Consider the following 19,448-nt stretch of genomic DNA (forward strand, 5'->3'; position numbering starts at 1 on the left):
ATGGTGAAGATAAAAAATCCTGCCGTAAAGCAGGATCTTTTACATCTTATGTATCTAATACTTATTGCTTCACAGGCTTTTCAATCTTAACCTGTAAATGTAATTCCTTAAGTTGGGCTTCATCAAGTTTTGCAGGGGCATCAATCATGACATCCCGGCCATTGTTGTTTTTTGGAAAAGCAATATAATCCCTTATTGTTTCCTGCCCTCCAAGAATAGCCACCAGCCTGTCGAAACCAAAAGCGATCCCACCGTGTGGAGGAGCGCCATACTCAAAAGCATTCATTAGGAATCCAAATTGTTCTTTTGCTTCCTCCTGGGTGAAACCAAGATAATCAAACATCATAGCCTGGGTTGCCTTGTCGTGTATCCTTATGGACCCACCTCCAATTTCATTTCCGTTGAGCACCAGGTCATAGGCATTGGCCCGTACTTTACCCGGTTCTGTAGCCAGTAGTTTTATATCTTCAGGTTTTGGAGAAGTAAAGGGGTGGTGCATCGCGTGATAGCGTTCTGTTTCCTCATCCCATTCCAGTAGCGGGAAATCTACTACCCAAAGGGGAGCAAAAATATTTGGGTCTCTTAAGCCCAATTCAGTTGCCAAATACATTCTTAAGGCACTTAACTGTGTCCTTGTCTTTTGGGTATCTCCTGCCATGACCAGGATGAGGTCACCGGGTTTTGCACCTGTGGTTTGCGCCCATCCAAGAAGATCTTCAGCTGAATAGAATTTATCTACAGATGATTTTACAGTTCCATCTTCATTATATTTTGCCCAAACAAGTCCGTTTGCGCCAATCTGCGGGCGTTTTACCCAATCTATCAATTTATCTATTTCCTTGCGGGTATATGAGGCAGCACCGGGTACAGCAATACCTACGATAAGTTCCTGCTGGTCAAAAACATTAAATCCTTTATCCTTCACCTGGGTGGTAAGCTCTGCAAACTCCATCCCAAACCGAATGTCTGGTTTATCATTACCATATTTTTGCATGGCATCATCATAGGTCATTCGTGGGAAATCTTCCAAGTCCACTCCTTTAATTTGCTTAAGGAGGTGCCTGGTCAATCCTTCAAAGGTATTCAGGATGTCTTCCTGTTCCACAAAAGCCATTTCACAGTCTATCTGGGTGAATTCCGGCTGCCGGTCTGCACGCAGGTCTTCATCACGAAAACATTTTACGATTTGGAAATATTTATCCATTCCTCCTACCATAAGAAGCTGCTTAAAAGTTTGAGGCGACTGTGGAAGTGCATAGAATTGCCCTTCATTCATCCTGCTTGGAACCACGAAATCCCTTGCACCCTCTGGAGTGGACTTAATAAGATAAGGAGTCTCCACTTCGACAAAACCTTCAGCAGAAAGATAATTCCTAACTTCCATTCCTACTTTATGGCGAAACAGAAGACTTTCCTTTACAGGGTTTCTTCGAATGTCCAGGTAACGGTATTTCATTCTTAATTCCTCGCCTCCATCAGTCTCATTTTCTATAGTAAATGGGGGAGTTAGTGAGGGGTTCAGCAGGGTAAATTCTGAAACCAGGATCTCCACATCGCCCGTTGGCATTTGCGGATTTTTAGATTCCCTCTCTATCACCTTTCCTTTAACCTGAATGACAAATTCCCTGCCCAGCTCTGCCGCTTCTTTCATCATTGCAGCCGGCGTGCGCTCTTCATCAAAAATAAGCTGGGTAACGCCATACCTGTCCCGCAGGTCTACCCAAATCATAAATCCCTTGTTACGTATTTTTTGCACCCACCCGGCAAGAGTGATCTCTTTTCCTATATGAGATGCTCTTAGCTCTCCACAGTTATGACTTCTGTACATATGATTTTCATTCAAATTTTAAAAGAGCAAAAGTAAGAAGATAGAGTGGTTTCTAATGTTTTTAGGCTTTAAAAATTAAAATTTTGGTTGTTCTAAGCTTAACATATCTAATCCCAATGTTAACTTAATGTTATGTAATCATTGCTTTAATGTAAATATTTTGTATATTTGAGATAATCTCCCAAAAAATAGAGCTATGAAGATATTTAGATGTTTACTTGTATTCGCAGTATTTGCATTTTTTACAAATTCAAATGCCCAGGAAAAACCACCGGTTTTTGAGGAACATGGAGAATTAATTAAAGGAACTTTTTATTATGAAGATGGAAGTGTTAGACAGGAAGGTACGTACAAGGACGGAAAGCTCCACGGGAAATGGATTTCTTATGGACAGGACGGTAAAAAGAATGCCCTTGCGGAATATGCCGAAGGACAAAAGACCGGGAAGTGGTTTTTTTGGTCTAATGGCGATGTTTTAAATGAGGTAGATTACAGTGAAAACAGGATTGCTGAAGTAAAGGTTTATAAGAATACCGGAGAGCGATTAACGGTAAATTAAGGCAGACTATATAAATTATATCAACCCGGAGCATTTGAAACGCTCCGGGTTTTCTGTTTTTAGGATTTTGGCTATCTTGACCAAGTTCAATGTTTATATGCGAAATTATTACATATTCGTTTTTTTATTCTTTCTCATCATACCTATAAAAGCGCAGGAGAAAAGCTTTCTAGACCTTTATGCTCAATATCTTAGTTTTTATGGTGCCGAAAAATTATACGATACTAATATTCAGGAGATAAAAGGGAATGAAAATAGAATTCTTAAGTATGATTCGAAGACTTTTAAACTATACAAAGATTCAATAAATACCCATGCAATCCAACGGGTTTCTATTGAATTTACTGAGAATATGGATCTTCAGGAAGTGTTTAATGACCTGGCAATCTTTCCCAATTTATTCTATTTGAAGCTGGAAAATATAAAGTTTTTTGGTGATCCCATTCAAGTCGATTTCCCGAAAGACCTTAGTGGAATAAGTGGGGTTAATTTTATCAATTTCTATGGCAGGTTTAGCTGGGATTTCAATGGTATTTTCGATCAATTACGGGAATTGGAGAATCTGAGATATCTTGCACTAATTAATTTTGGAGAGGATGAAGAGATAGCTGCAAATATAGGTTTGTTGTCTTCTTTGGAAGGTTTATCACTATCTGGAAGATATGGAGCCGGAATTCCAAACTCGGTCTCAGAGCTTAAAAACCTAAAAAGCCTGGCTCTTTCAGCCGACCTATTTCCTGATTTCCATGATCAGGTGCAGAAATTTAAAAACAATCCTCAACTTAAAGAGATCTACCTTAATAGTTTCAAATTAGAGGAAGAGGATTATCCTGTTTTTAAAGAATTTACCTCGATTGAAAGACTTGAACTTCGCAATGTGGAAATTAACGATCTGGATGAGTTTCTTGGAAATACATCTGGAAACAGGAATTTAAAACATCTGGTAGTTTTTGGAACTAAAACTTCCAATTTCTCCACCGGCCTTAATTCTTTCGAAAAATTGGAATATTTGCGTTTAGAACGTGTTGGGGAAGATATTGAGGTGCCGCAGCAGGTCTATAACTTAAATAATCTTGAAAAATTAATAATCTCAGATAATGAAACTTTTCAAAGTTTGGATATAGCAATTAAGAACTTAAATAATCTCAAAGAACTTTCAATTTACTTTACCAGCTTAAAGCAAATACCAGCGGAAATTGGAGAGCTAGTCAATCTTGAGGAGTTGAATTTAAAAAGAAATAAGATTGAAAAACTTCCGGATGAAATATCATCTTTAACTTCTCTCACAAAGTTTTACATAAACCATAATCATTTGGGTATGTTGCCAGCTGAAATTGGTAACTTAAAAAACCTGCAGGAGCTTCATCTTCATAGGAACCTGTTAAAGTATTTACCTGCTAGTTTTTCAAATTTAAAAGCTTTGGAACTAGTGCATTTGGAGGAAAATGATCTAAAAAAATTACCGGAGGACTTTGGTAAACTTAGTTCATTAGAAATCTTAGATCTTTCAAAGAACTTGTTACAGGAGTTGCCCAAATCTTTTGGTAATTTATCAAGATTAAGAACAGTTCGCCTGGACAATAACGATTTAAAAGAATTACCCAAAAACATAGGCCAATTAACGAACCTTGAAAGAATTTCCTTTAATAATCATTATAATGATTTTATAAGTAGTTATGATCTTGAAACGAGAGAAATTGTAAAAGACACCACCCGCATCGAGAGAAAACATAATAGAATAAAATATCTCCCCGTAGGTTTTTCACAGTTAGAACATTTGAAATTTATAAGACTGGAAAATAATCCTATAGATGGGAGGGCTTTCTTTAATATTCTGAAAGATCTAAAGTCAAAAGAATATTATGTGGACCTCAAAAATTGTGGGATTGATGACCTTCCAGCAACAGGGTGGGATAATATTCTTGTAGAGTCTCTTTCCCTGAGTAATAATCAAATTAGTGTTCTACCCAGTAATATAATGAATGCTCCATATCTAAGGACTTTAGACCTGTCAAATAATCCTATTGGAGAATTATCCAGATATTATTCCAGGAAAGAGCAATTGATCATTGCATTCTATGAAGCCGGATTTATTGACAGGAGTGACTTACCGGCCAATGAAGGTATTGCAGAAGCCTTATTGAATATTGGTTATAATAAGAAGGACCGGAGTAAACGGTTAGAGTTTTTTGAGCACGCCTTTGAAGTTGATGCTCAATTTACAGATTCCAGAATACGTGCAAGTGATTATGCCGAAACTTTAGCCAATGCTGGGAATTTTGAAAAGGCCATTAAATATTACGATAGGGCCATTGAACGAGATACCGCCCGTGGCCCTTATGTATTAAATTTTATACATCCGAACTTTCGGAACAGGGCAAAGGCGCACCTGGCCGTAGGTGATACCCTGGCGGCAATTAAAGGTCTCGCTTATGTATCCCAAAGGTTTAACTCTGGGGATTGGGCAGAGGCAGCGTTACTGGCAAGGGCAATAGAGGAAGATTCTTTGGCTGCAGATTATTTTTCAGAGGGAGAGAAATTTTATAAAAAATATATTCAACATAATCTTGAAGCAGGACAGGTAGATTTTGGATATCAATTAAGTCTTCTGGAGCTTTACATAATCAAGGAAGATCTTCCTGCAGCCCAGGATTATCTCGATTACCTTAAGAAAGAGCAAATTCAACAGAAGGATAAGCAACTCCTTTTAAGATATTTGGAACAGGTTTTAAAAATACTTCAGGATAAAGCGAAAGAATCTGAGCTGCAAAGTTTTAGACATGAGGTCCAGATAACTGAAACCCAAATTTCCTCATGGAGCTTTGAACTTATTTATAGCTGGCTGGACCTAAATAATATGGAAAAAATAAAAATCAACAGAATAAAGGAACTAACGAAAGCCATGGAGAATAAAAAATAGCAAAAACCCCGGGTCTCTTGGCCGGGGTTTTTGTTATTAAAAAGTCATTTATATTATACCTGTTTTATGCTTTTAAGGCGCTTTCTCGCAGTTCGTTTATTGCGAACATTCACTTTCATCCTATTCACCAGGTAGAACATTACCGGTACAACAATAAGTGTAAGAAAAGTAGCGAAGATCAATCCGAAAATAACGGTCCAGGCCAGCGGGCCCCAGAAGATCACGTTATCTCCTCCAATTTTAATATTGGGAGCATAATCTATAAAGAGTCCGAAGAAATCAATGTTTAAACCTACTGCAAGTGGAATCAATCCCAATACCGTAGTGATGGCGGTCAATAGTACAGGTCTTAACCTTGATTTTCCACCGGCTACGATGGCTTCAAAATATTCTTCTCTTGTAAGGAGCTCATGGTCCTCATATCCCAACTCAGCTTTTTTCCTGTCTACCAGGAGCTGGGTGTAATCAATGAGTACGATCGCATTGTTCACCACGATCCCCGCGAGGGAAATGATCCCCATCATTGTCATTATAATGATAAAGTCCATCTGGAAAATTACCAGTCCCAGGAATACACCCGCTAAGCTTAGTACCACCGCCATTAATATAATAGCCGGTTTGGAAACTGAATTGAATTGCGCGACCAGTATTAAAAGGATTCCGCCAAGAGCGATCAATAAAGCCTTAAGCAAAAAGCTCATATTTTCAGCTTGTTTTTCCTGTTCCCCTGTAAACTCCAAACTCATTTCCTTTGGAAGATCATAGTTATTTAGTGCCGATTTTAATTGCTCCACAATCTCGTTTCCATTAAAATCCTGCAGGACATTAGAGTAAATAGTGATAACCCTCTTCAGGTCTTTTCTTTTAATAGAATTAAAAGTAGAGGTCTCCCGGGTTTCAATAACCGATGAAATAGGCACCTGTACCAATTCTCCCTGGTTGTTCCTGAAGGTTACAGGTTGATTGAAAAGGGCGATCTGGTCATAACGCAGGTCTTCATTAAATCTCACATTGATTTGATAATCATCATCACCATCTTTAAATGTAGAGACTTCTTCCCCATATATGGCACGTCTTAGCGTTTGTCCTACAGAGGAGGTTGATACGCCCAGCTGCCCTGCCTTTCGACGGTCTACTTTAATTCCAAGCTCCGGTTTAGATTTGTTTACATCAATATTTAATTCTTCAATTCCTGCTATTCCAAGGCTATTTATGTAATCTTTAATGCCTTCTGCCTGCAGTAACATTTCATCATAATTTTCTCCTTTAAGTTCTATGTTAATGGGATAACCAGAAGGAGGACCGGCTGCATCTTTTTCTACTATTATAGAAGCCCCGGTGAAACCCCTTACCGCTTCCCGAACTTCGCTAAGCACATGACTGCTTGCTACCCCGCGCCTTTCGCTGAATTCCCTCATCGAGAGGGTAACTTTACCCTTGTGAGGCATATCGTTTTGCTGCCCGCCATCGGTCTGCGGGTTTCCTGCGCCCTGTCCAACCTGGGAGATGGCACTCTCTACCATATAATTATACCCGTCTTCATCCTCATATTTCTTTATAACCTCAAAAATCCTTTGCTCCACCTGTTTGGTGAGCTCGTTGGTTTTGTGAATATCAGTCCCTTCAGGAAATTCGATGTAAGTGATGATCTGGTTTGGTTCATTTTCAGGAAAGAACAACACATTTGGCTGTACCAGTCCCACAAGTACAAAAGAGAAAATAAGCAGTCCAAGCGTTCCGAAGAAGAACATGTACGCTTTCTTCTTCCGCAGGGCAAACTTTAAAAAGCGTTCATAGTTATTCTCCAGTTTCTTTAATGCACGATACTGGAAGTAATCTACGCCCTTTGAAAGAACATACTTGTAGAACCAAAGCATAATAGCAGCAAAGAGCAGGATATTCCCAATTGCGCGGGAAACCCCGGCATCTATAATAAAACCTGTCACTACCAGCAGCAGTCCACTTCCTGCAAGGATCACACTTAGCCTTACCAGTTTTTTCTTTGTAAACTCCTTCTCCTCGGTTTGCATGAAACGCGAGGTTAGCATCGAATTAATAATGAGGGCAACAAACAAAGAGGATCCAAGTACTATTGAAAGGGTCATAGGGAAGATCATCATGAACTTACCAATTGTTCCCGGCCACAGTCCAAGGGGGAAGAAGGCAGCAAGGGTAGTGGCAGTTGAAGCAATAATAGGCCAGGCAATTTCTCCAAGTCCCTGTTTGGCTGCTTTAATCCTGGGCATACCCTGATCCATAAGGGAATACACATTCTCTACCACAACAATCCCGTTATCCACAAGCATCCCCAATCCCATTACCAGTGCAAAGAGCACCATGGTGTTCAGGGTAATTCCAAGGGTGGAAAGGATAATAAAAGAAAGGAACATTGAAAGAGGGATAGCAAAACCAACGAATAAGGCGTTCCTGAAACCAAGGAAGAACATAAGCACTACCACCACCAGGATCACTCCAAAAATTATATTGTTCACCAGGTCATCTACCTGGATTTGTGTTTTAATTGACTGGTCATTAGTAAGTGATACTTCCAGGCTTTCTGGCAGGTAAGTTTCCTTTTCAACCTCAATGATCTTTTTGATCTCATCTACCGCCTCGATCATATTACTGCCGGCACGTTTTTTCACGTCCAGCATCACCACAGGATCACCATATTCCCTGGCAAAAGTGGTAGCATCTTTTTCCTGGAACCTTATTTGTGCGATATCCCTTAGGAAGATATTACCGTCTTCTCTTTTCACCACCACATTCTCCAGCTCTGCGGGGTCTTCTATTTCTCCTATGATGCGTATATTCTTCTGGAGGTTGTTGGTGATAATATTTCCTCCGGAAATTGTCCTGTTCTCTGCGCTAACAGAGTTGACCACATCGTCAAAGCTCACCTTGGAGGCGGTCATCCTGTAGACATCCAGGGCGATCTCGATCTCCATCTCCTCAGCCCCACGAATGGTGGCTTCTTTAATCTGCGGAAGGATCTCAATACGATCCTGCAAATATTCCCCATACTCCTTTAATTGCTGTACAGTAAAATCTCCCGTCAAATTAATATTGAGGATGGGTTGCTCTTCTGAAAGATTAAGATCAAAGACATTGGGTTCTACCTTTGCGCCGTTATCCAGGGTAGGCCAGGTAGTCTCTGCCTTTACCAGGTCTACCTTATCCTTGATCTTTTGCCGGGCTACATCAACACTCACATCATCATCAAACTCCACTATTACCATGGAATAATCCTGGAATGTGGTGGAACTAATTTCCTTAACCCCTCCCACATTATTGAATTCCTGTTCTAAAGGCTCTGTGATGAATTTCTCAACATCTTCAGCCGAGTTTCCCGGGTTGATGGAACTTACATAGATCTTGGTCTCAATGATCTCGGGAAAGGATTCCCTGGGCATACTGTAGTAGGAAATGAGCCCACCTACAAGTACAATGGCTATGATCACGTATACGGTCATCCTGTTCTCAATTGCCCAGGATGATATTTTAAATTCTTTATCTATTTTTTTACTCATAGTAAGGCTATATGCTAACTGCTGCTTAGTTTCTTAATTTTACCCGTTGCCCGTCGCGCAGGTTACGGCCACCTTCAACGATCACTTCATCCCCGCTTTGGATACCCTCGAGTACTTCGACCCTGTTATCCTGTTTATAGCCGGTATCAATGATCACTCTTTCTGCAGTACCAATACTGTCATTTTCAGGTTTGAAAACATAGATGAGACTTTCACCCATGGAATTCTTATATACGGCACTTTCAGGAATTACAGTAGCATCTTCAGCTGTATAATCATTCAGTTTTACTGTCGCTATAAGGTTTGGCTTGATCATCCCCTCATCATTCGGTAACGAAACCTCAATTTGGAATGTGCGGTTGTTGGGATTGATAAAATTTCCAACCTGCCTTACCTTGCCTTCGTATTGTTTATCAATTGCTGAAATTTCCACGATCACTTCACTTCCCACCTGTATTTGGTTGAGGTAAGTTTCGGGAACAGATGCCTGCACATACATATTTTTAAGATTTACAAGCCGGAATAATTGATTTTGCCCGGGGCTTACCACCTGGCCTTCATCTGATATCACTTCATCTATTACCCCGCTAAAGGGAGCTCTTACCTGCGTTTTCCCTAGTTGGGAACGTAACTGGTCTACAGCATTTTGTGCACTTTGATAGGTGGTTTGGGCTTCCAAAAACTGGATCTCAGAGCCAATGTTCTGTTCCCATAATCTCTGCTGTCGCTCATAAGTTGTCTTGGCAAGTGCTGCCTGTGCCTCCAATTGTGCAAGCTGGCTGGAAAGCCCGCCGTCATCTATAGTTGCCAAAAGGTCCCCGCGGTTCACCCGGTCGCCTTCACTTACCAATATGCGGGTGAGAACCCCAGAAAACTCAGGGTAAATGATAATATTCTCACGGGTTGCAACATCTCCCTGCACCCGGGTATAATGCCTGAAGGTGGTGTCCCTTATTATTTCTGTAGTGACAAGGGCGAGCCTTAGCGATGGGTCCAGGTCATTAATAGCGGCATCAAGTTTTTCCATCTTTGTGGCGAGATCCCTTTGCTCTTTGCTTAATTCAACCCGCTTAGCCCTTATTTGGTCAAGATCCTGGGATGCTATCACCTCGTCTACAGAGTTTTCCTCGCTATTGCCGCAAGAAATAAGCAGGATGGAAAGGAAGGATATATAAAGTAACTTTTTCATAGTAATGCTTAATGAGATTTAATTTTTATCGGAATATTTCGTGGTGTCAAGAAGGTTCTCCAGGGTTGCTTTGGTAGTAATTACCTCCAGCATAGATTGAAGAAGATCCTGTTGAGCCGCAAATAATTGTCTTTGTGCTTCACTTAGCTCAAAACTTGTTGCAATACCTTCAAAGAATTTTACCTGGTTCTTATTTTCAATACGCTCTGCCAGTGCAAGGTTCTTCTTTTGTGCTTGATAGTTCTCGAGACTAAACTCATAATCGTTCTTTGCTGAATTGATCTCGAGCCTTATTCTGTTTTCTGTATCATCAAGTTCCAGTAGGGCCTGCTCATATTCTATCTTCATTTGTTGAGTCTTTGCGCCCCGCAACCCACTGCTGAATATTGGAATATTAAGACTTACCCCAAGGATGGATTGATTAAAATAATCCTGATCGCTATTGAAGAAGGTAAATTGCTCGCTAAAACCCTGCACCCCATAGTTCAAAAATCCTGTAATGGAAGGAAGAGCCTTGGCCTTTTCAAGTCTCACAAAGATCCTGGCAGCTTCAGCATTATTTGATGCTATACGATAGTCAATGTTCTCTTCTACAGGGATCTCTTTTGTGAGCAGGTTTAGGTCATAATACTTCATAGCCAGGCTATCAAGATCCTCAGTTAAGGTTAGCCGTGTGTCTGTTGGCAGGCCAAGTGTCAAATTGAGCATCTCATAGGAAATGTCTCTCATGCGCCTGCTTCGGTTAAGGTTATTTTGCAATCCCAGGAGAGTGATCTCCAGCTGCTCCACATCCTCTTCTTCAGCAAAACCCGTTTCGAAGATCTTTTGGGTATCGGTAAAGTTCTTTTCAATAGATCCCACATTCTTTTCAAGGATCTGCACGCTTTCTTCAGCTAAAAGAACATTCCCGTAAGCAGTTATGATCGATTCCTTTACAGAAAGATCTGTTTTGGTTTTCGCATTCCTTGAAATTTGTAGCAGGGTTTTTGCCGATTGTACGCCCACGATGTAAGAACCATCGAAGATCAATTGATTCCAGGTAGCGGTGCCGGCCAGGCTGTGCTGGGTTCCAAACCTTACGGGTACAAAAGTTCCGGGTTCTCCTCCGGCCAGTTCAGCGGGAAGCAAGGTTACAGGACGCTCAAGTAAATTTTGATAATCCACGTTTGCCGATAGTTGGGGCAAGCCCTGTGCAATGATCTCCCAACGCTGTTTTAGAGTTTTTTCTACTTCCTTTTGAGCAATTTGAGAGGTGTAATTATTTTCCAAACCAAAAATTATAGCTTCCTCCAGGGAAAAAGTATAGGCCTGTGGTGCCTCCTGCTCCTGCGCAAATACTTGACTGGTAAAAAATATAACACCTATTATTATATAGAACTTCTTCATTTTAATCTACAATAGTTAAAAATTCCTTCAGTTTTTCAAATCCTTTGGGAGTTACGATTGCCCTAAGGTGATATTCCAGGTAATTTTCTGTTAGTTCCCTCATGGAGTATTTCGTAACAGGAAAAACCTCATTATTCTTGATGGCCATCATGCCTACGAAATAAAATTTGCTTATAAAATCAACTGGTATGGATTGCCTGTAATATCCTCCGTTTATTCCTTTTTCCAGATTATCGGCTATGCTGCAGTGCATAGTGTGAAGGTGATGTTTTTGTACATCTTCGTATACCCGTGGATAATATTTGTTGAGCTGAAATTGTGGAGAAGATTTTTCATCTTTCAAATGGTGCATCACAAATTTTTTGATCTCAAACAGTTCAGCAATAGGATTAAGATCTTTTTTGCGAATCTCTTCTATCCCTTTGTCAATGGTTTCCAGCAGGTGATAGGTGGTGGCTTCAACCAGTTTTGATTTTGTGGGAAAATGAGCATAAATTGTTTTCTTGGAGATACCCATTTTATTGGCAATATCGTCCATTGTCACACTTTTGAAACCCAGGTTTAAAAAGAGGTCGGCGGCAGTATAGGTTATTTCTTTCTTCATTTTCATTTTCTGAGGGCGCAAAGATACAATAGGAAACTTTAAAAACTAGTAAAGTTTCCTAAAATTTTTCTTCAGTCGTGACTATCCAAATATTTTATAATTATCCTATTTTAGCTGCAAAATTCTTCGAATGCTATCAGTTGCTCAATACCGTGAGGCTTTTTTGGATTATCTAAATAAGAAAGTTGTAACCAAAGAACCCGTCAATCTTTATGAACCTATTACCTATATACTTAACCTGGGAGGGAAACGCCTTCGCCCGGTTTTGGTTTTAATGTCTGCAGAGATTTTTGACGCACCTTATACAAAAGCCCTGGATGCGGCTCTTGCTATAGAAGTATTTCACAATTTTTCACTTGTTCATGATGATATAATGGATGATGCTCCTTTGAGAAGAGGGAAAAGTACAGTGCACGAAAAATGGGATCTCAATACCGGGATATTATCGGGAGATGCTATGCTCATTAATGCTTATCAATTATTTGAAAATTATGAAGGCCCGGTCTTTAAGGAACTGGCCCGGCTTTTCACCAGGACAGCAATACAGGTTTGCGAAGGGCAGCAATATGATGTTGATTTTGAGAGCCGGGATGATGTGACCATTGATGATTACCTCAAAATGATAGAATATAAAACCGCCGTATTAGTTGGTGCATCATTACAAATGGGAGCCATAATTGCAGAGACGACACCTCAATGCAAAACAGCGGTTTACGAATACGGAAGGCTACTTGGAATAGCATTTCAATTGCAGGATGATTATCTCGATGCATTTGGAGATCCTGAGACCTTTGGGAAACAGCCGGGGGGAGATATTATTGAAAATAAGAAAACCTTTTTATACCTAAAAGCCCTTGAGAATGCAGGTTCTGCAGAAGCCAGCCAGCTGGAGCATTTATATTCTATTGATCCTACAGAGAACAGCGGTAAGATAGAAGCTGTGAAGAGTATTTTTGAAAGCAGTGGCGCTGCATCACTTGCCAGGCAGGAAATTGAAAAATATACCCAACTGGCATTTGATGTGCTAGATAAGATAGATTTGCCTGCTCCCAAAAAGGAACTGCTTAGAAAATTTGGTTCTTCCCTTATGGAGAGGCAGGTTTAAAAATAAACGCTCACAAAGGGCATAAGGGCATTGCGATAAAAACTCCTGTCGCTGTGAAGTACATCATAACGTATTCCTGTCACTATAGGGCCGGTATTATAACCTATTCCCAGGAAAAGTGCCGGCACCCAATAAGTGTCTTTTCTATTTCCTCCCTCCAGTTCATAGCGGCGGGTAATGTGGAGCTGTTCAAACTCTGTCGATAACTGCAGCCCCCTTATTGGCCTTAGCATACCTATAAGGCTGCCGCCGAAGCTGTTGGTATTAAAATTCCTTTGAGAGGCATAAGCAGCACTCAATCCAGCTCCTGCAGAGAAGGTGTTGTTGAAATCATAAATGGCTGATGGGGCCAGTAGACCGGTAAAAAATCCCTTCCCAAAGGATAGCCCCAAACTACCCCCAAATCTCACATCATTCCAGAAAGTCTGTTCATTTTCGGCTTGTCCAGGGCTCATTTGTGCAAATGCCGGTAGCATTCCCGTGATTAAGAGGATAATAATCAAATAATTAGCTTTCTTCTTTAAAATTGAGGTGTTTTCCATGTTAAAGTTCTTATAAGGCAAAATATAAATATAATAAATCTTATAAGCTATAAATTCTAAAAATTGTATTTTTGCGTTGTTTTATATTAAAAGAAACATTAGTTTCCAACTATGGATAAATTCTCATTTCTAAACGCCGCACATACAGGATATTTCGCCGACCTATACGAACAGTACCTACAAAACCCCGATAGTATCGAACCCAGCTGGAGGGCTTTTTTCCAGGGATTTGATTTTGGACAGGATGGCATTTCAAGTAATGGATCTTCACAAACCGCAGCTGCCTCCTCACAGGAGGTTGGAGAGGATTATTGTGAGCCCCAGTTACAGAACCTTGAAAAGGAATTCAGGGTTGTTAAACTTATAGAAGGTTACCGCACCCGCGGGCATTTATTCACTCAAACTAACCCCGTACGGGAGCGCAGAAAATATACGCCTACCCTGGATGTGGAGAATTTCGGTTTGTCACAAAGTGATATGAATACTGTATTCAATGCAGGGGAACTTATTGGTATTGGGCCGGCAAGCCTTAAAGACATTATTACCCATTTGGCCAGAATCTATTGCCAGTCGATAGGAGTGGAGTATATGTATATTAGAAAACCTGAAGAGGTTTCCTGGATACAAAATAAACTTAACGTAAACGATAATCAGCCTAACTTCAATGAAGACGATAAGAAGCTGATCCTGACAAAACTAAATGAAGCTGTTTCTTTTGAAACTTTCCTTCATACAAAATACGTAGGCCAAAAGAGATTCTCTTTGGAGGGGAATGAAAGCCTTATTCCGGCTCTGGAAGCAATTATAGAGAAAGCAGCAGATGCCGGCGTAAAGGAATTCATTATGGGAATGGCCCACAGGGGAAGGCTTAACACTCTTACCAATATCTTTGGAAAGAGCGCCAAGGATATCTTTAGTGAATTTGATGGGAAGGATTATGAGCAGGATATTTTTGATGGGGATGTTAAGTATCACTTAGGCTGGACCTGTTGCAGGAAGACCCGTAATGGAAAAGAAATAAATATCAACCTCGCACCAAACCCATCTCACCTGGAAACAGTAGGTGCTGTGGTAGAAGGTATAACCCGTGCAAAACAGGATAAGAGGTTCAATCATGATAACTCTGCTGTACTACCAATAATAGTGCATGGAGATGCCGCAATTGCAGGGCAGGGTCTTGTATATGAGATTGTGCAAATGGCACAGCTTGAAGGATATCAAACCGGTGGGACCATTCATATAGTGGTAAACAACCAAATTGGATTTACAACCAATTACCTCGACGGCCGCTCCTCGACTTATTGTACAGATGTTGGAAAGGTGACTCTTTCTCCAGTTCTGCACGTGAATGCAGATGATGCAGAAGCTGTGGTGCATGCCGTGCTTTTTGCCCTTGACTTTAGAATGCAATTCAAGAGAGATGTTTTTATCGACCTCCTTGGATATAGAAAATATGGGCATAATGAAGGGGATGAGCCAAGATTCACTCAGCCTAAATTGTATAAGGCGATCGCTAAACATGAAAATCCGCGCGACATCTATGCTCAAAAACTTTTGAAGGAAGGAGTTATCGACAAGGATTACGTTCAAAAGCTAGAAGAGGATTATAAAGCACGCCTTGAGGAGGATTTGGAAGATTCCAGGAAAATTGAAAAGACCAAAGTAACACCTTTCATGCAGGATGAATGGGAAGGTTTTGACAATGTGGATGAAGAGGAAATGACCAAACCTGTTGATACCACGGTTCCTATGGAAACCCTGGATAAAGTAGCAGAGGTGATCACGCAACTTCCAAAAGGTAAAAAGTTCATGCGTAAAATTGCCAAACTTATTGAAGGAAGGCATAGCATGTATTTTGAAAATAATAAGCTTGATTGGGCGATGGCCGAGTTACTTGCTTATGGTTCACTTATGACTGAAGGCTACAGCGTAAGAATGAGCGGGCAGGATGTAGAGAGAGGTACTTTCTCACACCGTCACGCCATTGTAAAAGTAGAAGATAGTGAGGAGGAGATCATTCTTCATAATAATATTCCTGATAAAAAGGGAGATTTTAAAATATATAATTCACTGTTGAGTGAATATGGAGTTGTTGGTTTTGATTACGGTTATGCGATGGCCAGTCCTACAACCCTTACCATCTGGGAAGCCCAGTTTGGTGATTTCGTCAATGGTGCCCAAATTATGATCGACCAGTATATAAGTGCTGCAGAGGATAAGTGGAAACTGCAAAACGGGCTCGTGATGTTCCTTCCTCATGGGTATGAAGGCCAGGGGGCAGAGCATTCCTCCGGTAGAATGGAACGTTTCCTCCAGTTATGTGCAACAGATAATATGTTTGTGGCAGATGTGACTACACCTGCAAATATGTTCCATTTGCTTCGCCGTCAAATGAAGGTAAAGTATAGAAAACCTTTGATTATCTTTACCCCAAAGAGCTTATTGAGGCATCCCCGTGTGCTTTCAACAAAAGAAGAATTTGCTGAGGGTACTTTCCAGCCATACCTGGATGATGAAACGGCAAATGTGGATAAGATTAAAACATTGGTGTTCTGTACCGGGAAATTCTACTACGATCTTTTAGAGCGCAGGGAAAAACTTGAAAGAGATGATGTTGCCCTTGTACGTATTGAGCAACTTTTCCCGCTACCTAAGGAAGAGATGAAAGAGATAATGGCAAAATATAAGAATGCAGATGATGTGGTGTGGGCACAGGAAGAGCCAAGAAATATGGGAGCCTACAGTCATATGCTCCTGCATTTTGAGGAAGCCAAGAACTTTAGGGTATGCAGCCGCAGGTTCTATGGTTCCCCGGCAGCAGGTAGTGCCGTAAGATTTAAAATGCGCCACGAGAAAGTATTGGAAAGCGTCTTTGATAAATCAATGGTTTAAAAGAAACCTTATTATAATATAACAACTAAGAATAATGTGCTTTTTAAATAAAGCAGAAATATAAAAAAGTAAGATCATGGCTTTAGAAATGAAAGTTCCTTCTCCCGGAGAATCAATTACAGAGGTTGAAATAGCCCAGTGGCTGGTTGAAGACGGGGATTATGTAGAAAAAGATCAGGCAATTGCCGAGGTTGACAGTGATAAAGCAACTCTTGAACTGCCGGCTGAAGCAAGTGGGATCATCACTCTAAAGGCAGAAGAAGGTGATGCAGTTGCAGTTGGGGAAGTAGTTTGTATTATTGATACAGATGCACCCAGACCGGGCGGTGACAGCAAAAAAGAAGATAAAAAAGAATCTCCAGAGGAAGAGGTAGCCGAGGAAAGAAAAGAAGAGCCTACTAAAGCAGATAGTGAAAAAGCACCTGCTAAAACTGAAGGCCCATCAAAATCCTCAACCCCATCACAAAAACAGGATAAAAATTATGCTACTGGATCACCATCTCCTGCAGCAAAGAAAATCCTTGATGAAAAGGGAGTAGATGCAAAATCTGTAAACGGTAGTGGCCGTGATGGAAGAATTACCAAGGAAGATGCTGTACAGGCAAAAGCCTCTATGGGTACTCCCGGACCGGGAAAAAGAGGAGAGTCGCGTAAAAAGATGTCCATGCTTAGGCGTAAAGTTGCAGAGCGGTTGGTAAGTGCCAAGAACGAAACTGCTATGCTTACAACTTTTAATGAGGTGGATATGAGTGCCATATTCTCTCTTAGAAAACAATATAAAGAGGAGTTTAAAGATAAGCATGGAGTAGGTCTAGGATTCATGTCTTTTTTCACCCTTGCAATTGTAAGAGCCCTGGATCTGTATCCAGATGTTAATTCAATGATTGACGGGGATTACCAGATCAAGTATGATTTTAAAGATATAAGTATTGCAGTCTCCGGCCCAAAGGGCCTTATGGTTCCTGTGATTAGAAATGCTGAAAATCTTGGTTTCCGCGGGATCGAGGATGAGGTGAAACGTTTGGCATTAAGAGCAAGAGACGGGCAAATTACGGTGGATGAAATGACCGGTGGTACTTTCACTATTACCAACGGTGGAGTTTTTGGTTCAATGTTGTCCACTCCAATAATAAACCCTCCTCAAAGCGCAATCCTTGGAATGCACAATATTGTAGATCGTCCTGTAGCCGTAGATGGTCACGTGGAAATACGTCCTATTATGTATGTGGCTCTATCCTATGACCACAGGATAATTGATGGGAAAGAATCTGTAGGTTTTCTTGTAGCTGTTAAGGAAGCACTTGAAAATCCTGAAGAATTATTAATGGATAACGATGTTAAGAGAGCTCTGGAGCTTTAAGAAGGTTCACTATAGGGTATCAAAAAAGGCAGCAATTTTTAAATTGCTGCCTTTTATATTTGGTTCGGCTCCAAATTAACTAAAATAATTCCAGTAGTGTAAGAATATTAAGGAGCAGAATGCTAACCACGCTAACAGATAAAGCGGCCCATCCCCATTCACTTAGCTCCCAGTTATTTCTTTTAATCTTCATTGTTTTCAACTTATCAATCAAATATAGCTTAATTGAAGAAGTGAAAACATGGGGATTTTTCCCCCTTTTGAATTATTTGAGGTAAAGGGACTTGTTTTTATAATCGATAACCGCTTTTCCTTTTTTAAGTATGTCGGCCCCTATAATTCCGTGAACTTTTTCTGCTTTATGGTTGGTAAGTGCTTCGTTTACGTGGGTAAGGTCAAATAGGACCAGGTCGATCTTCTTCTTTTTCCAGCCTTTGATCTCAATGCTGTTTTGTTGTGCTATTTGAGTTAACATATTTGTAGCTCCCGCGCCGGCAGCTCTAATTTCACTGTCTTCGGCCAGGAGTTCAAAATGTTTTACAGCTTCAAAACCTACACAGGAACTGGAAGCTCCTGTATCCAAAATAAAATTTCCTTCAATTTTATTGATTTTTGCAACAAGCTCAAAATGATTGGTTGCGGTATATTTTAGTTTTATACGATGATATCCTTTTTCTTCCAGTAATTTCTTTAATGAGGCCATTCTTTTTCTTTTTCGCAAAGATAGGTGTATAAAATAAATTAATTTTGCAAATATGATTTTTACAGATACCCACGCGCATTTATATAGTAAGGAGTTTGATAAAGACCGGGATGAGGTTCTTCAAAAGGCCCTCGAGCGGGATGTAAAGCGATTTTTCATACCTGCAATAGACTCTTCTCACACCGCAGCCATGTATGAGCTGGAGCAACGTGACCCTGATAATATCTTTCTAATGATGGGATTACATCCATCCTCTGTAGATGAACATTATGAAAAGGAATTGCAACATGTTAAGGAGGAGTTGGAGCGAAGGAAGTTTTATGCTGTCGGGGAAATAGGAATTGACCTGTACTGGGAGAAAAAATTCCTGAAACAGCAACAGGACGCTTTCGAAAGACAAATCCAGCTTGCTAAAGAACACAGCCTGCCAATCGTCATTCATTGCCGGGAGGCATTTGATGAAATATTTGAGATCCTGGAAACCGAAAAGGATGAAAAGCTCTTTGGTATTTTTCATTGTTTCACCGGAGATATTCAACAAGCTAAAAGAGCTATTTCCTTTAATATGAAACTGGGAATAGGTGGGGTGGTTACTTTTAAAAATAGTGGGTTGGATAAATTTATTGCTGAAATTCCCCTGGAAAACATCGTTCTTGAGACAGATGCTCCCTATCTTGCCCCTGCTCCATACCGGGGAAAAAGGAATGAAAGTTCCTATATTAGGATCATTGCTGAAAAATTGGCCAGCCTTTATGAGGTGGAGCCAGAGGAAATAGCAAGGGTTACCACGCAGAATTCCCGTGATATATTCGGGGTTTAATGCAAAAAAT

The 19,448-nt window shown here is 40.5% G+C and carries 13 protein-coding genes; 6 read left to right on the forward strand and 7 right to left on the reverse strand.

What is annotated here, in order from left to right; all coding sequences use genetic code 11:
* Positions 1 to 61: 61 nt before the first annotated feature.
* A complete protein-coding gene (gene aspS / locus FHG64_RS11060; protein ID WP_139066458.1) occupies positions 62 to 1,828 on the reverse strand; it encodes an aspartate--tRNA ligase in 1,767 nt (588 codons plus the stop codon).
* Positions 1,829 to 2,024: 196 nt separating this feature from the next.
* Between aspS and FHG64_RS11065 the strand changes: the two genes are divergently transcribed.
* The gene (locus FHG64_RS11065) at positions 2,025 to 2,387 is read left to right on the forward strand and encodes a toxin-antitoxin system YwqK family antitoxin (RefSeq protein ID WP_139066459.1); all 363 of its coding nucleotides are present in this window, start codon (positions 2,025 to 2,027) and stop codon (positions 2,385 to 2,387) included.
* A 97-nt stretch (positions 2,388 to 2,484) separates the two neighbouring features.
* Entirely contained in the window at positions 2,485 to 5,307 is a 2,823-nt protein-coding gene (locus tag FHG64_RS11070) for a leucine-rich repeat domain-containing protein (RefSeq protein ID WP_139066460.1), read from the forward strand.
* Positions 5,308 to 5,360: 53 nt separating this feature from the next.
* On the opposite strand, the gene FHG64_RS11075 is transcribed toward FHG64_RS11070, so the two are convergent.
* Genes FHG64_RS11075 through FHG64_RS11090 form a run of 4 tightly spaced genes read right to left on the reverse strand, consistent with a single transcriptional unit; the run spans position 5,361 to position 12,016 of the window.
* A complete protein-coding gene (locus FHG64_RS11075; protein WP_139066461.1) occupies positions 5,361 to 8,837 on the reverse strand; it encodes an efflux RND transporter permease subunit in 3,477 nt (1,158 codons plus the stop codon).
* Between the two features lie 25 nt (positions 8,838 to 8,862).
* Positions 8,863 to 10,026: an efflux RND transporter periplasmic adaptor subunit gene (locus FHG64_RS11080; RefSeq protein WP_139066462.1), complete on the reverse strand. Its 1,164-nt coding sequence runs from the start codon at positions 10,024 to 10,026 to the stop codon at positions 8,863 to 8,865.
* An 18-nt stretch (positions 10,027 to 10,044) separates the two neighbouring features.
* Positions 10,045 to 11,412, reverse strand: coding sequence for a TolC family protein (locus tag FHG64_RS11085; protein ID WP_139066463.1), 1,368 nt, complete (start codon positions 11,410 to 11,412; stop codon positions 10,045 to 10,047).
* 1 nt (position 11,413) lies between these two features.
* Positions 11,414 to 12,016, reverse strand: a complete 603-nt coding sequence (locus tag FHG64_RS11090; protein WP_139066464.1) for a TetR/AcrR family transcriptional regulator — start codon at positions 12,014 to 12,016, stop codon at positions 11,414 to 11,416.
* Positions 12,017 to 12,146: 130 nt separating this feature from the next.
* Here FHG64_RS11090 and FHG64_RS11095 point away from each other — a divergent pair, with 130 nt between their 5' ends.
* Positions 12,147 to 13,121, forward strand: a complete 975-nt coding sequence (locus FHG64_RS11095) for a polyprenyl synthetase family protein (RefSeq protein WP_139066465.1) — start codon at positions 12,147 to 12,149, stop codon at positions 13,119 to 13,121.
* On the opposite strand, the gene FHG64_RS11100 is transcribed toward FHG64_RS11095, so the two are convergent.
* Positions 13,118 to 13,663: an alpha-ketoglutarate decarboxylase gene (locus FHG64_RS11100; RefSeq protein WP_139066466.1), complete on the reverse strand. Its 546-nt coding sequence runs from the start codon at positions 13,661 to 13,663 to the stop codon at positions 13,118 to 13,120. The genes FHG64_RS11095 and FHG64_RS11100 overlap by 4 nt on opposite strands.
* Positions 13,664 to 13,774: 111 nt before the next feature.
* On the opposite strand from FHG64_RS11100, the gene FHG64_RS11105 reads away from it, so the two are divergent.
* Together FHG64_RS11105 and odhB are read left to right on the forward strand one after the other, a co-directional pair.
* On the forward strand, positions 13,775 to 16,555 hold the full coding sequence (locus tag FHG64_RS11105; protein WP_139066467.1) for a 2-oxoglutarate dehydrogenase E1 component: 2,781 nt from the start codon (positions 13,775 to 13,777) through the stop codon (positions 16,553 to 16,555).
* Positions 16,556 to 16,631: 76 nt separating this feature from the next.
* On the forward strand, positions 16,632 to 17,915 hold the full coding sequence (gene odhB / locus FHG64_RS11110; RefSeq protein ID WP_139066468.1) for a 2-oxoglutarate dehydrogenase complex dihydrolipoyllysine-residue succinyltransferase: 1,284 nt from the start codon (positions 16,632 to 16,634) through the stop codon (positions 17,913 to 17,915).
* A 265-nt stretch (positions 17,916 to 18,180) separates the two neighbouring features.
* On the opposite strand, the gene FHG64_RS11115 is transcribed toward odhB, so the two are convergent.
* Entirely contained in the window at positions 18,181 to 18,618 is a 438-nt protein-coding gene (locus FHG64_RS11115) for a retropepsin-like aspartic protease (protein ID WP_139066469.1), read from the reverse strand.
* 52 nt (positions 18,619 to 18,670) lie between these two features.
* On the opposite strand from FHG64_RS11115, the gene FHG64_RS11120 reads away from it, so the two are divergent.
* Positions 18,671 to 19,438, forward strand: a complete 768-nt coding sequence (locus FHG64_RS11120; RefSeq protein WP_139066470.1) for a TatD family hydrolase — start codon at positions 18,671 to 18,673, stop codon at positions 19,436 to 19,438.
* The last annotated feature ends 10 nt before the right edge of the window (positions 19,439 to 19,448 follow it).

It is taken from the genome of Antarcticibacterium flavum (assembly GCF_006159205.1).
Classification (GTDB): domain Bacteria; phylum Bacteroidota; class Bacteroidia; order Flavobacteriales; family Flavobacteriaceae; genus Gillisia; species Gillisia flava.